This window comes from Rhodosalinus sp. K401, from assembly GCF_041365735.1.
In the GTDB taxonomy this organism is placed as follows: domain Bacteria; phylum Pseudomonadota; class Alphaproteobacteria; order Rhodobacterales; family Rhodobacteraceae; genus Rhodosalinus.
The window spans coordinates 34,728-47,359 of sequence record NZ_JBGFSI010000005.1 but is presented as its reverse complement, the minus strand read 5'-3'; the positions used below and the strand labels follow the sequence as shown (position 1 = coordinate 47,359).

At 67.9% G+C, this 12,632-nt stretch carries 13 protein-coding genes; all 13 read left to right on the top strand.

Annotation, left to right across the window (positions count from 1 at the left end; translation table 11 throughout):
- Window position 1: 1 nt before the first annotated feature.
- The 13 genes from gmk (at window position 2) to AB6A66_RS07635 (ending at window position 12,555) form a co-directional block, all read left to right on the top strand.
- Window positions 2-643 carry a guanylate kinase gene (gene gmk, locus AB6A66_RS07695; protein WP_371038408.1) on the top strand — a complete coding sequence of 214 codons (642 nt, stop codon included), beginning with the start codon at window positions 2-4 and terminating at the stop codon, window positions 641-643.
- Window positions 640-1,161: a gamma carbonic anhydrase family protein gene (locus AB6A66_RS07690; RefSeq protein ID WP_371055434.1), complete on the top strand. Its 522-nt coding sequence runs from the start codon at window positions 640-642 to the stop codon at window positions 1,159-1,161. The genes gmk and AB6A66_RS07690 overlap by 4 nt, the downstream gene beginning before the upstream one ends.
- A 70-nt stretch (window positions 1,162-1,231) precedes the next feature.
- Window positions 1,232-2,422, top strand: a complete 1,191-nt coding sequence (locus AB6A66_RS07685) for a PLP-dependent aspartate aminotransferase family protein (protein WP_371055433.1) — start codon at window positions 1,232-1,234, stop codon at window positions 2,420-2,422.
- 91 nt (window positions 2,423-2,513) lie between these two features.
- On the top strand, window positions 2,514-3,566 hold the full coding sequence (locus tag AB6A66_RS07680) for an ATP-binding protein (RefSeq protein ID WP_371055432.1): 1,053 nt from the start codon (window positions 2,514-2,516) through the stop codon (window positions 3,564-3,566).
- A 168-nt stretch (window positions 3,567-3,734) separates the two neighbouring features.
- A complete protein-coding gene (locus tag AB6A66_RS07675) occupies window positions 3,735-4,769 on the top strand; it encodes a substrate-binding domain-containing protein (protein ID WP_371055431.1) in 1,035 nt (344 codons plus the stop codon).
- Between the two features lie 72 nt (window positions 4,770-4,841).
- A complete protein-coding gene (gene pstC, locus AB6A66_RS07670) occupies window positions 4,842-6,218 on the top strand; it encodes a phosphate ABC transporter permease subunit PstC (protein ID WP_371055430.1) in 1,377 nt (458 codons plus the stop codon).
- 13 nt (window positions 6,219-6,231) lie between these two features.
- Window positions 6,232-7,539, top strand: a complete 1,308-nt coding sequence (gene pstA, locus AB6A66_RS07665; protein ID WP_371055429.1) for a phosphate ABC transporter permease PstA — start codon at window positions 6,232-6,234, stop codon at window positions 7,537-7,539.
- A 14-nt stretch (window positions 7,540-7,553) separates the two neighbouring features.
- On the top strand, window positions 7,554-8,357 hold the full coding sequence (gene pstB / locus AB6A66_RS07660) for a phosphate ABC transporter ATP-binding protein PstB (RefSeq protein WP_371055428.1): 804 nt from the start codon (window positions 7,554-7,556) through the stop codon (window positions 8,355-8,357).
- A 10-nt stretch (window positions 8,358-8,367) separates the two neighbouring features.
- A complete protein-coding gene (phoU, locus tag AB6A66_RS07655) occupies window positions 8,368-9,123 on the top strand; it encodes a phosphate signaling complex protein PhoU (RefSeq protein ID WP_371055530.1) in 756 nt (251 codons plus the stop codon).
- 4 nt (window positions 9,124-9,127) lie between these two features.
- Entirely contained in the window at window positions 9,128-9,817 is a 690-nt protein-coding gene (gene phoB / locus AB6A66_RS07650; RefSeq protein ID WP_371038400.1) for a phosphate regulon transcriptional regulator PhoB, read from the top strand.
- Window positions 9,818-9,965: 148 nt separating this feature from the next.
- Entirely contained in the window at window positions 9,966-11,237 is a 1,272-nt protein-coding gene (locus tag AB6A66_RS07645) for an NAD(P)/FAD-dependent oxidoreductase (RefSeq protein WP_371055427.1), read from the top strand.
- A 122-nt stretch (window positions 11,238-11,359) separates the two neighbouring features.
- Entirely contained in the window at window positions 11,360-11,806 is a 447-nt protein-coding gene (gene aroQ, locus AB6A66_RS07640; protein WP_371055426.1) for a type II 3-dehydroquinate dehydratase, read from the top strand.
- Window positions 11,803-12,555, top strand: coding sequence for a LuxR family transcriptional regulator (locus AB6A66_RS07635; protein ID WP_371055425.1), 753 nt, complete (start codon window positions 11,803-11,805; stop codon window positions 12,553-12,555). Before aroQ ends, AB6A66_RS07635 begins: the two co-directional genes overlap by 4 nt.
- Window positions 12,556-12,632: the final 77 nt, after the last annotated feature.

The following is a 12,632-nucleotide window of genomic DNA, read 5'->3' as shown; positions in this document are numbered from 1 at the left end:
CATGGACGACCGGCGCGGCCTTCTGATCATCCTCTCCTCGCCCTCGGGTGCGGGCAAGTCCACCCTCGCCCGGCGCCTGCGCGCCTGGGATCCGTCGATCATCTTCTCCGTCTCGGCAACCACGCGCCCGCCCCGCGAGGGAGAGGTCGACGGGCAGGACTATCATTTCCTGTCCGAGCGCGACTTCAAGTCCGATGTCGCCGAGGGCGGGATGCTGGAGCACGCGCATGTCTTCGGGAACTTCTACGGCTCTCCGCGCGCCCCCGTGGAGGCCGCGATCGCGGAAGGCAAGGACGTGCTCTTCGACATCGACTGGCAGGGCGCGCAGCAGATCCGCAACTCGGGGCTCGGCCAGCACACGCTGTCCATCTTCCTGCTGCCGCCCTCCATCGCCGAGCTGCGCCGGCGGCTCGAAAGCCGCGGCAAGGATTCCCACGACACCATCGCGGGGCGGATGCAGAAAAGCTGGGACGAGATCAGCCACTGGGACGGCTACGACTTCGTGCTGGTCAACGACGATCTTGACGCGACCGAGGAAAAGCTGCGCACCATCGTGACCGCGACACGGCTGCGCCGCACGCAGCAGCCCGGGCTCACGGATCATGTGCGCCGCTTGCAGTCGGAATTCGAGGAGCGCCGATGACACTCTACTCTCTCGACGGCCACGCGCCGCAGATCGCCGCCGATGCATGGGTCGCGCCCGACGCCAACCTGATCGGCAAGGTCATCGTGGAGGATGCCGCCTCCGTCTGGTTCGGGTGCACGCTGCGGGGCGACAACGAACCGATCACCGTCGGCGCCGGCTCGAACGTGCAGGAGAACTGCGTCTGCCATACCGACATGGGCTATCCGCTCACCATCGGGGCGGGCTGCACGATCGGCCACAAGGTGATGCTGCATGGCTGCACGATCGGGGAGAACACGCTGATCGGGATGGGCGCGATCGTGCTGAACGGCGCGCGCATCGGCCGCGACTGCCTGATCGGCGCGGGCGCGCTGGTGACCGAGGGCAAGGAGATCCCCGACGGCAGCCTGGTGATGGGCGCGCCCGGCAAGGTGGTGCGCGCGCTCGACGATCAGGCCATCGCCGGCCTGCGGGCCTCGGCCCTTCACTACCAGGAGAACATGCGCCGCTACCGCGAGCGGCTCACCCGGATCTGACGGACCGCCGGGGCAGGGGGCTGCCCGATCCGAGACAGACGGCGCCCCGCGCCGACAGGAGACAGATGCCATGCGCGATCCCAAACCGACCCTGATCCGCCCCGAGCCGCTCGCGGGCGGGGAAAGCGCCCCGGTGGGCGCCCCCATCATGCCCTCCGTCGTCTACGAAACGGAGGACCCCGACGCGCTGGACGCCCAGTACGAAGGGCGGCGCGAAGGGTTCGCCTATGCCCGCGAGGGGCACCCGAACGCGGCAGCGCTGGCGCGGCGGATCGCGGCGATGGAAGGGGTGGGCGCGGGCGTCACCGTGGGCTCGGGCATGGCGGCGGTGAGCGCCGCGCTTCTGGGCCTTCTCGGCGCCGGCGACCACGTCCTCGGGGGCGACCAGCTTTACGGCCGCTCGCTTCGGCTCTTGTCCGAGGACCTGCCCCGGCTGGGGATCGCGACGGGCTTCGTCGACGCGGGCGACGCGGCGGCGGTCGAAGCCGCGCTGAGGCCCGAGACGCGGATGATCCTGATCGAGGTCGTCTCGAACCCGACGCTGCGCGTGGCGGACCTCGAAGGCATCACGCGGCTCGCGAGGGCGCGCGGCATCCTGCTGGCGGTGGACAACACCTTCACCACGCCGCGCGCGATCCGGCCCGCCAAGCACGGCGCCGACATCGTGATCCAGTCGGTGACCAAACTGCTGTCGGGCCACTCCGACGCCACGCTCGGCTGGGTGGGCGCACGCGACGCGGCGCTTCTGCGGCGCATGGAGGCCTTCGCGGTCACGGCGGGCATGACGGCGAGCCCCTTCGACTGCTGGCTGGCCGAGCGGGGCCTTGCCACCTTCCCGCTGCGCTTCGACCGGGCGGAGGCGACGGCGGCCGCGGTCGCGGACGCGCTGGCCGCGATGCCGGGCGTGCGCCGGGTGATCTATCCGGGCCGGGACGATCATCCGGACGCGGCGCGCGCGCGGGCGCTCCTCGGCGCGCGCTTTTGCAACATGGTCACCTTCGAGATCGAGGGCGGACGCGCCGCCGCGAACGCCTTCGTGCGCGCGGCCGACGGGATCGCCTTCGCGCCGACGCTGGGCGACGTGGGCAGCACGCTTTCGCATCCCGCCTCCTCCTCCCATCGGGGGCTCGGCCCGGAAGCGCGCGCCGCGCTCGGGATTTCCGAGGGCACGTTCCGCCTTTCGGTCGGGCTCGAGGAGCCGGATGCGCTGACCGGAGCGCTTGCCGCCGCAGCCGACGCCGCGCGGCGCGCGGCGGCCTGACGGGGCGCCGGCTTTACTTTCGGGCGGGCGTCGGCAAGGCTTCGCCCGCCCGATCAAGGGCGCGTGTGCCGCGCGGAACTGTCCTGTCCCTATGCCTGACGCCGTGATCTCCTCGATGGTCGATGCGCTGCCGATGCCGGCGGTGGCAATCGCGCGCGAGGCGCGCATCGTCGCCGCCAACGCCCCCGCGCTCAACCTGCTGGGCGACGGGATCGAGGGGCGCCATTTCGCCACCGCGCTGCGCCAGCCCCAGCTTCTGGACGCGATCGAGGCCTGCCTTGCCGATCGGAAGCGGCGGATCGCGCAGTTCGTCGCCAACGAGCGCGGGCAGGACGTGATGTTCCGCGTGAGCCTCGCGCCCGCGCTCTTCCGCCCGGGCGAGGCGCCGGGGCTGCTGGTGGTCTTCGAGGACGTGACGCATCTCGAGATGGCGGGCCAGATCCGGCGCGACTTCGTAGCGAATGTCAGCCACGAGCTGCGCACCCCCCTGACCGCGCTGCTGGGCTTCATAGAGACGCTGCGAGGGCCCGCGCGCGATGATGCCGCCGCGCGCGAGCGGTTCCTGGAGATCATGGAGGCCGAAGCCGGACGCATGAACCGCCTCGTGGGCGATCTTCTGTCGCTGAGCCGGGTGGAGGCGGACGAGCGGATGCGGCCCGCCGATCGCGTCGCGCTGCCGGATCTTCTGCGCTCCACGCTGCGCGGGCTCGCGCCGCTCGCGGAGGAGGCGGAGGTGACGCTGCACGCCGATCTTCCGGCGGAGGCCGGGGACATCACCGTGCCGGGGGACGAGGACCAGCTTCGCCAGGTCTTCACGAACCTTGTGGAGAACGCGATCAAGTATGGCGGCCGGGGCTGCGAGGTGACGGTGCGCCTCGACCGCACCGCGCATGAGCCGAGGCTGCGCGTGCCCGGCGTCGAGGTGACCGTGGCCGACACCGGCCCGGGGATCGACGAGCTTCACCTGCCGCGCCTGACCGAGCGGTTCTACCGGGTGGACAATCACCGCTCGCGCGAGATGGGCGGCACGGGGCTTGGCCTCGCCATCGTGAAACACATCCTGAATCGCCACCGCGGCCGGCTGCGAATCGAAAGCACGCCGGGGCAGGGAAGCCGTTTCAGGGTGATCTTGCCGTTCGACTGACCCTCGCGCAGTGGCGCTGCCGTGACGTCAGGGCCGCGCGGAACGCCGACAAATCGAAGGTGTCATAAAACCGTTACCTACCTGTCACAAAAGCATTGCGGGGCGAACGTAGGTGGCGCTCAAGGATGCGTGATGCGCGTCCTGAAACCCGATATCAGGAGCTTATCCATGAATTTCGTGAAACTGACCGCCTCTTCCCTGGCGATCGCTGCCGTTTCCGCGACCGCTGCCGCCGCGCGCGACGAAATCCGCATCGTCGGCTCGTCCACCGTGTTCCCCTACACCCAGGCGGTGTCGGAGCAGTTCGCAAACGCAACCGAGTTTCCGTCCCCGATCGTCGAATCGACCGGCACGGGCGGTGGCATGCAGATCTTCTGCGCCGGCATCGGCGAGCAGCATCCGGATATCACCGGCGCATCGCGCGCGATGAAGATGTCCGAATGGGAACTCTGCCAGGAAAACGGCGTGACCGACATCACGCAGGCCAATATCGGCTCCGACGGCCTGTCGATCGCCATCTCGAACGCCAACGACTACGACTGGGATCTTTCGCTGTCCGAGATCTACCTGGCGCTGGCCGCCGAGGTGCCGGTTGACGGAGAGTGGGCCGAGAACCCCTACAGCACCTGGTCCGAAATCGATTCGCGCCTGCCCGACATCGAAATCGTCGTCCTCGGCCCGCCGCCGACCTCCGGCACCCGTGACGCCTTCGTCGAGCTGGCGATGGTCGAAGGCTGCCTCGAGCTGGACTACGTCGCGCAGAACCACGACGGCGACTGGGCCGAAGAGAACTGCGCGCGCATGCGTACCGATGGTCCCTTCATCGAAGCCGGCGAGAACGACAACCTGATCGTTCAGCGCCTGAACTCCGACCAGAACGCGATGGGCATCTTCGGCTACTCGTTCCTGTTCGAGAACCTGGATACCCTGAAGCCGGTCTCGATCGATGGTGTCGACCCCGACCCGGACACCATCGCCGACGGTGCCTACCCGATCTCGCGCCCGCTGTTCTTCTATGTCAAGAACGCGCATCGCGGCGTGATCCCGGGTCTGAACGAGTTCATCGCAGAGTACATGTCCGAAGACGCCATGGCGCCCGGCGGCTACCTGACCGAGCGTGGCATGGTCGCTCTCGGCGATGCGCGCCGTGCCGAGGTTCAGGACGCCGTTCTGAACGGCAAGTCCATGGAAGCGCCGGAATAATTCCGGCTTCTCCACGACCCGCCCGGGCAAAGGCCCGGGCGGGTCATTCCGTCTCAAGACGAAAGTCTCGCCATGACCCTCGCGGCCTTTGTCATCCTCCTCGCGGCGACCATCGTCGGGTATCTGCTCAACCGGCAGGCGGCGCGCGCGATCCGCGCGGGCGGCACGCGCCTGCATTCGCTGGAAAACTTCCACGGCCTGTTTTCCGCCCTGCTGATCGTGGTTCCGGTGCTGGTCGTGCTGCTTTTCTGGCTCGCGCTCGAGGGGCCGGTCATCGACAGCCTGGTGATGTCCGGTTTGCCGGAGGGCACGCTCGACGATCTGGGGACTGGCGCGATCCAGCTCATTCTCGCCGAGATCAAGTCGATCAGCCGAGATAACGTGTTCGGCACGCCGGAGGACTGGAAATTCGCCGCCGCCGACAGGCTCTTGCGCCTTCACGCGCTCAGCGACTGGCTGCTCGTGATCATCGTCGCCACGGGATCGATCGCGTTGATGATCTACGCCCGCCGCAGCGTGTCTCCCGGCTTCCGCGCCCGGCAGCGGGTGGAGCGCATCACCTCGGGGCTGATGATCTTCTGTTCGACGGTGGCGATCTTCACCACCGTGGGCATCGTCGCCGCGCTGGCGTTCGAAACGGCCAAGTTCTTCTCGATGGTCCCCTTCACCGAGTTCCTGTTCGGGATCAACTGGGAGCCGCAGATCCCGATCCGCGAAGACCAGATCGCGGCCGAGGGCGCCTTCGGCGCGATCCCGGTCTTCCTCGGCACGATCGTGATCGCGACCGTGGCGTTGACGGTCGCGGTCCCCGTCGGCCTGCTGACGGGCATCTACCTCAACGAATTCGCGCCGCATCGGGTGCGCCGCACGGTAAAGCCGGTGCTCGAGATCCTGGCGGGCGTGCCCACGGTGGTCTACGGCTTCTTCGCCATCCTCGTCGTGGCCCCCGCGCTGCGCACGTTCGGGCAGAACCTCGGCCTCGACGTTTCGCCCAACACCGCGTTGGCGGCGGGCAGCGTGATGGGCATCATGCTGATCCCGTTCATCTCGTCCTTCGCCGACGACGCGCTTTCGGCGGTGCCGCAAAGCCTGCGTGACGGCTCGCTCGCCCTGGGGGCGACGCGTGCGGAGACGATGCTGAACGTGCTCTTTCCCGCCGCGATCCCCGGCATCGTGGGCGGTGTGCTTCTGGCCGTCAGCCGCGCCATCGGCGAGACGATGATCGTGGTGATGGCCGCGGGCCTGATCGCGAAGATGACGATCAACCCGCTCGACAGCGTGACCGCGGTGACGGTGCAGATCGTCACACTGCTGATCGGCGACACGGCCTTCGACAACCCCAAGACGCTGGCGGCCTTCGCGCTGGGCATGGTGCTCTTCGTCGCGACGCTGCTGATCAACGTCCTCGCCTTGCGGATCGTCCGCAAGTATCGTGAAATCTACGACTGAGGCCCGCGCACCCATGACCGACACAACGCCTGACAGCGGCGCCGGCCCGCGCCCGATCAACGCCACCACGGATGCGGTGCGCAAGAGCCTCTCGCGGCGCAACCGCAAGCAGCTCATCCTGCAGGGGCTCGGTATCGCCGCGATCTCCTTCGCGATGCTGATGCTGGTGATCCTGATCGGCTCTCTCGTCAGCACGGGCTACCAGGCGTTCACCCAGACGCATGTCGAGCTCGAGGTCTATGTGGACCCCGACGAGATCAGCGAGGACAACCTGCCCCGCGGGGGGTTCCGGGACGTGCTGAGCGACTCCATGGGGCAGTATTTCCCCGACGTGGACATGTCGGACCGCGTGGCGGCCCGCGAGGTCTCGTCGATCCTGTCGAACGGGGCACAGTTCACCCTGCGGGACAGGATCGTGGCCGACCCGTCGCTGATCGGAGAGACGATCACGTTGAACGTGCCGGTCTCGGACCCCTACGACCAGCTCGCCAAGGGCCTGGTGAAGCGCGACACGCCCGAGGCGAACCGGCGGCTCGACGACGCCGCGATCGAGCGGTTCGACCGGCTGGACGAGCTGGGGATGGTGTCGAAACCCCTCAATACCGGACTGATCACCAATGCCGACTCGCGCTTCCCCGAACTCGCGGGGCTGAAGGGCGCGCTGGTCGGTTCCTTCTGGGCGCTGCTCACCTGTTTCCTGATTTCCTTCCCGCTGGGCATCGGCGCGGCGATCTATCTGGAGGAATTCGCGCCGAAGAACCGCGTCAGCGACTTCATCGAGGTCAACATCAACAACCTCGCCGCGGTGCCCTCGGTGGTGTTCGGCCTGCTCGCGCTCGCCGTCTTCATCAACTGGTTCGGCCTGCCGCGCTCGGCCCCCTTCGTGGGCGGCCTGACGCTGGCGCTGATGACGCTGCCGACGATCATCATCGCGACCCGTGCGGCACTGAAGGCGGTGCCGCCCTCGATCCGCGAGGCGGCGCTCGGCGTGGGCGCCTCGAAGCACCAGGTCGTCTTCCAGCACGTCCTGCCGCTTGCCATGCCGGGCATCCTGACGGGCACGATCATCGGGCTGGCGCAGGCCCTGGGCGAGACGGCGCCGCTTCTGCTGATCGGGATGAACGCCTTCATCACCTCGGCGCCCACATCGCCCTTCGACAGCGCCACCGCGCTGCCCACGCAGATCTTCATCTGGGCCGACAGCCCGGAGCGGGGCTTCGTCAGCCGCACCTCGGCGGCGATCCTCGTGCTGCTGACATTTCTCATTTTCATGAATGCGATCGCAATTTATCTCCGCAACAAGTTCGAGCGGAAGTGGTGACAGGACCCATGGCCATGTACGACGCACCCACACCGAGACATTCCGACGTGCAGGAAACCCACGAGATCAAGATCGCGGCCCGCGACGTCCAGGTCTTCTATGGCTCCACGCACGCCATCAAGGACGTGGACGTGGACATCGAGGACAAGACGGTGACCGCCTTCATCGGCCCCTCGGGCTGCGGCAAGTCCACCTTCCTGCGCTGCCTGAACCGGATGAACGACACCATCGACGTGGCGCGCGTGGAAGGGGACATCCGGCTCGACGGAGAGGATATCTACGATCCCGATATCGACCCGGTGCAGTTGCGCGCCCGCGTCGGCATGGTGTTCCAGAAGCCCAACCCGTTCCCGAAGTCGATCTACGACAACGTGGCCTACGGGCCCAAGATCCACGGCCTTGCGACCACCAAGGCCGATCTCGACGAGATAGTCGAGCGGTCGCTGCGCCGCGCCGCGCTATGGGACGAGGCCAAGGACCGGCTCGACGCGCCGGGCACCGGTCTCTCGGGCGGCCAGCAGCAGCGCCTGTGCATCGCGCGCGCCGTGGCGACAGAGCCCGAAGTGCTGCTGATGGACGAGCCCTGTTCGGCCCTCGATCCCATCGCCACGGGTCAGGTCGAGGAACTCATCGAGGAGCTGCGCCGGGACTACTCGGTGGTGATCGTGACGCACTCGATGCAGCAGGCCGCCCGCGTGAGCCAGAAGACGGCCTTCTTCCACCTGGGCAATCTCGTTGAATATGGCGAGACGGGCAAGATCTTCACCAATCCCGAAGATCCCCGGACCGAAAGCTACATCACCGGACGGATCGGATAACCCCATGAGCATGCTGGAAGGTCCCCACATCGCGTCGGTCTTTGACCGCGATCTCGAGACGATCCAGGCGCGGATCATGAAGATGGGCGGCCTTGTCGAGGCCGCCATCATGAGCGCCGCCAACGCGCTGGAAGCGCGGGATGAGGAAATGGCCGACGAGGTGCGCGAAGGCGACGTCGCCATCGACGCGCTCGAGGAACAGATAAACGACGAGTCCGCGCGCCTGATCGCGTTGCGCGCCCCCACCGCGGTGGATCTGCGCGTCATCCTGTCGGTGATGAAGATCGCCGGCAACCTCGAGCGGATCGGCGATTTGTCGAAAAACATGGCCAAGCGCACCACCGTGCTCCTGCAGATGCACAGCATCGACGGCGCCGCCTCGGCGCTGCGCCGCATGGCGCGCGAGGTGGAACTGATGCTCAAGGACGCGCTCGACGCCTACATCCAGCGCGATGCCGCGCTCGCCGAGGACGTGATCGCCCGGGACCGCGACGTCGATCAGATGTACAACGCGCTTTTCCGCGAGTTCCTGACCTTCATGATGGAGGACCCGCGCAACATCACCGCCTGCATGCACCTGCATTTCATCGCCAAGAACATCGAGCGCATGGGCGATCACGTCACCGGAATCGCCGAGCAGGTGGTTTTCCTCGTGACGGGCGAGATGCCCGAAGAGCTCCGGCCCAAGGCCGACCGCACCTCGGTCGATCCGAAATTCTCGCCCACGCCCGGAGACGACGCCGACGACGACGAGGCCGGGGATTGAGACCATGCACGCCGATCAACCGATGGTGCTGGTGGTCGAGGACGAACCCGCGCAGCGCGAGGTTCTGTCCTACAATCTGGAGGCCGAGGGCTTCCGCGTCGCCCGCGCCGCGAATGGCGAGGAGGCGCTTCTCGTCGTCGAGGAGCAGTCGCCCGACATCATCGTGCTGGACTGGATGCTGCCCAACGTCTCCGGCATCGAGGTCTGCCGCCGCCTGAAATCGCGTCCCGAGACGCGCGCCGTGCCGGTCATCATGCTGTCGGCCCGCTCCGAGGAGGTGGACCGCGTGCGCGGGCTGGAAACCGGGGCGGACGACTATGTCATCAAGCCCTATTCGGTGATCGAACTCATGGCGCGGGTGCGCGCGCAGTTGCGGCGCACGCGCCCGGCCACGGTGGGCCAGCAACTGGTCTTCGAGGACATCCTCCTCGATTCCGAGACGCACAAGGTCTTCCGCGACGACAAGCCCCTGAAGCTGGGCCCGACCGAATTCCGCCTGCTCACGACCTTCATGGAAAAGCCAGGCCGCGTCTGGACGCGCGAACAGCTTCTCGACCGGGTCTGGGGGCGGGACATCTACGTCGACACCCGCACGGTCGACGTGCATATCGGGCGGCTGCGCAAGGCGCTCTGCCAGCATGGCGGGCCGGATCCGCTGCGCACGGTGCGCGGCGCGGGATACGCGCTCGGCTGAGCCGGCAAGCGCGATTTTTCCCCGCGCCGGAACGGCTTGCCGGGCTTTCCCGACGCGTCCCGGACCTAGGCGATCACGCCGAAGGGGGTTGAGCGCCCGGTGATCATCGGGTTCACTCGCCGCGCCACGCATCCGGACGGGAAGACTCTTGGGCAATCTCTGGGAAGAGACCGCGGGCGAGCCGGCGCTCGACGCGCCGCCCCTTCAGGCGGAGGTCGAGGCCGATCTCGCGATCATCGGCGGCGGCTTCACCGGCGCGGCGGCCGCGTTGTGGGCTGCGGGGCAGGGCGCGCGTGTCGTGCTGCTCGAGGCAGCGCGCATCGGTCACGGCGGGTCGGGCCGCAATGTCGGGCTGGTGAACGCGGGCCTCTGGCTGCCGCCGCAGGACGTGATGGACACGCTCGGGGCGGAGGCCGGCGCAAGGCTCAACGCGGCGCTCGCCGGTGCGCCTGAGCTCGTTTTCGGCCTGGCGGAGCGCCACGGGATCGCCTGCGAGCCCGTCCGCGCCGGAACGCTGCATTGCGCCCACGCGCCAGCCGGGCTGGCCGAGCTGCGGCGCCGCGCGGGACAGCTGCACGCCGTGGGCGCGCCGGTGCGCCTGATCGGGGCCGAGGACACCGCCGCGCGCACCGGCGCGTCCGGGCTGGCGGGCGCGCTGCACGACCCGCGCGCCGGGACGGTGCAGCCGCTGGCCTATGCCAGGGGCCTTGCACGCGCGGCGCGAGACCGTGGCGCGCTCATTCACGAAAACGCGCAAGTCATTTCCTTGAATAAACAAAACGGTTCCTGGCATGTCCGGACGGCGGCGGGCAAGGCGGTCGCCCCGCGGCTACTGGTGGCCACCAATGCCTACCATGTGCCATTTCCCGGCATGGCCGTGCCGCGGACCGCGCGGCTCAGCTACTTCCAGCTCGCCACCGCGCCGCTGGGCGCGGCAGAGGGCGCCGCGCTCTTGCCCGGCGGCGAAGGATGCTGGGATACCGGCCTCGTGATGACCTCGTTCCGCCGCGACGCCTCGGGGCGGCTGATCCTCGGCGCGATGGGGCTGCCGGAGCGTGGGGGCAGGGCGCTGCACCACGGCTGGGCCCGCGCGAAGCTCGCCCGGCTTTTCCCCGCGCTGTCGGGCGCAGCGTTCGATCACGCCTGGTCGGGCTGGATCGCGGTGACCGAGGATCACGTCCCGCGCATCCTGCGTCCCGCTCGGGGCGCGCTCGCCGTCTTCGGTTATTCCGGGCGCGGCATCGCGCCGGGCACGCTTTTCGGGCAGGCCGCGGCGCGGGCGCTGCTCGACGGGAACGAAAGCGCGCTGCCGATCACGCCGGTGGCGCGCTACGGCGAAAGCGCGACCCTGACGCGAAGCCTCTATTACGAGACGGGGGCGCGCCTCGTGCATGCCTGGCAGCGCCTGAGGGGCGCCTGACGGCGTATCAGGATATGGCGCATAATATATATTATGTTAAATATAGAAATCCGAACAAAGCCATGTGATCGCCAAGGTTTTCTGGTTCTCTTTGGCTGACGGATGATGGATAGTTGCATTCGATGAGCAGAATTCTTCTTCTGAACGGGCCGAACCTCAACCTGCTGGGCACGCGCCAACCCGAGATCTACGGCGCCGATACCCTGCCGCAGATCGAGGCACGCTGTGCGGAGCGCGCGGCCGGTCTGGGCTTCGATCTCACCGCGCGCCAATCCAACCACGAAGGCGCGCTGGTGGACGCGATACATGACGCGCGGTCCGATTGCGCCGGCATTGTCCTGAACGCCGGCGCCTATACCCACACCTCTATCGCGCTGCGCGACGCGATCGCCTCCGTGGCCCTGCCCACGGTCGAGGTCCATCTGTCGAACATCCACGCGCGCGAACGCTTCCGGCACCGCTCGCACATCGCGCCGGTCGCGATCGGCCAGATCTCCGGGTTCGGCCCGCTGGGCTACCTGCTCGCCCTCGACGCGCTGGCGGCGCATATCGAGGGAGCGACCGGATGATCCGCGAGCATCTCACCAGGATCCTGAACAGCCCCAGCGTCGAGAATCTCTGGGAGTTGCACAGCAGCAAGATGGCCGAATACGGCTTCGACCGGCTGCTTTACGGTTTCACCTATTACCGCTCGGGCGCATCGCTTGGCGATCCGGCCGACTTCATCCTTCTCACCAACCACGCCCGCGCCTATACGGATGTCTTCGTCGGCGAAGGCCTCTATTTCCACGCGCCCATGGTTCGCTGGGCGCTGGAGAACGAAGGCGCGTGCAGCTGGTCGATCCTCGCCGAGATGATCGATCGCTCGGCCCTGAGCCCGCAGGAACGCCGCGTTCTCGAGTTCAACCGGTCCATGGGCGTCACGGCGGGATATTCGATCAGCTTCAAGGCCATCACGCAGCGGTCCAAGGGCGCGATCGCGCTGACGGCCCGGTCCGGCATGACGCAGTCCGAGGTCGATGCGATCTGGCGGGAGCACGGCGACGACATCCTGGTGATGAACAACGTCGCGCATCTGAAGATCCTCACCCTGCCCCGCACGGCGCCCGGCCGCAGCCTGACCCGGCGCCAGCGGGAAGTCCTCGAATGGGTGGGCGACGGCAAGACCATCCAGGACATCGCGCAGATCCTCGGCCTGACGCCCGCGACCGTGGAAAAGCACCTGCGTCTGGCCCGCGAGGCGCTCGACGTCGAGACGACCGCGCAGGCCGTCCTCAAGGCCGCGTTCCAGAACCAGATGTTCGTGCTGGAAGCCTGAGCGGCAAGATTCTGATTCCGAGCGATTTTCCGGTGCGGCCGACGCAAGGTCAGGTTTTCCCGACTATGCTGCGGCGC

Bases quoted from the DNA above. Each gene is read 5' to 3' on its own strand.
- gmk (WP_371038408.1), top strand. From the start codon at position 2: ATGGACGACCGGCGCGGCCTTCTGATCATCCTCTCCTCGCCCTCGGGT.
- AB6A66_RS07635 (WP_371055425.1), top strand. From the start codon at position 11,803: ATGATCCGCGAGCATCTCACCAGGATCCTGAACAGCCCCAGCGTCGAG.
- AB6A66_RS07690 (WP_371055434.1), top strand. From the start codon at position 640: ATGACACTCTACTCTCTCGACGGCCACGCGCCGCAGATCGCCGCCGAT.
- pstC (WP_371055430.1), top strand. From the start codon at position 4,842: ATGACCCTCGCGGCCTTTGTCATCCTCCTCGCGGCGACCATCGTCGGG.
- aroQ (WP_371055426.1), top strand. From the start codon at position 11,360: ATGAGCAGAATTCTTCTTCTGAACGGGCCGAACCTCAACCTGCTGGGC.
- pstA (WP_371055429.1), top strand. From the start codon at position 6,232: ATGACCGACACAACGCCTGACAGCGGCGCCGGCCCGCGCCCGATCAAC.
- AB6A66_RS07680 (WP_371055432.1), top strand. From the start codon at position 2,514: ATGCCTGACGCCGTGATCTCCTCGATGGTCGATGCGCTGCCGATGCCG.
- phoU (WP_371055530.1), top strand. From the start codon at position 8,368: ATGCTGGAAGGTCCCCACATCGCGTCGGTCTTTGACCGCGATCTCGAG.
- pstB (WP_371055428.1), top strand. From the start codon at position 7,554: ATGTACGACGCACCCACACCGAGACATTCCGACGTGCAGGAAACCCAC.
- phoB (WP_371038400.1), top strand. From the start codon at position 9,128: ATGCACGCCGATCAACCGATGGTGCTGGTGGTCGAGGACGAACCCGCG.
- AB6A66_RS07685 (WP_371055433.1), top strand. From the start codon at position 1,232: ATGCGCGATCCCAAACCGACCCTGATCCGCCCCGAGCCGCTCGCGGGC.
- AB6A66_RS07675 (WP_371055431.1), top strand. From the start codon at position 3,735: ATGAATTTCGTGAAACTGACCGCCTCTTCCCTGGCGATCGCTGCCGTT.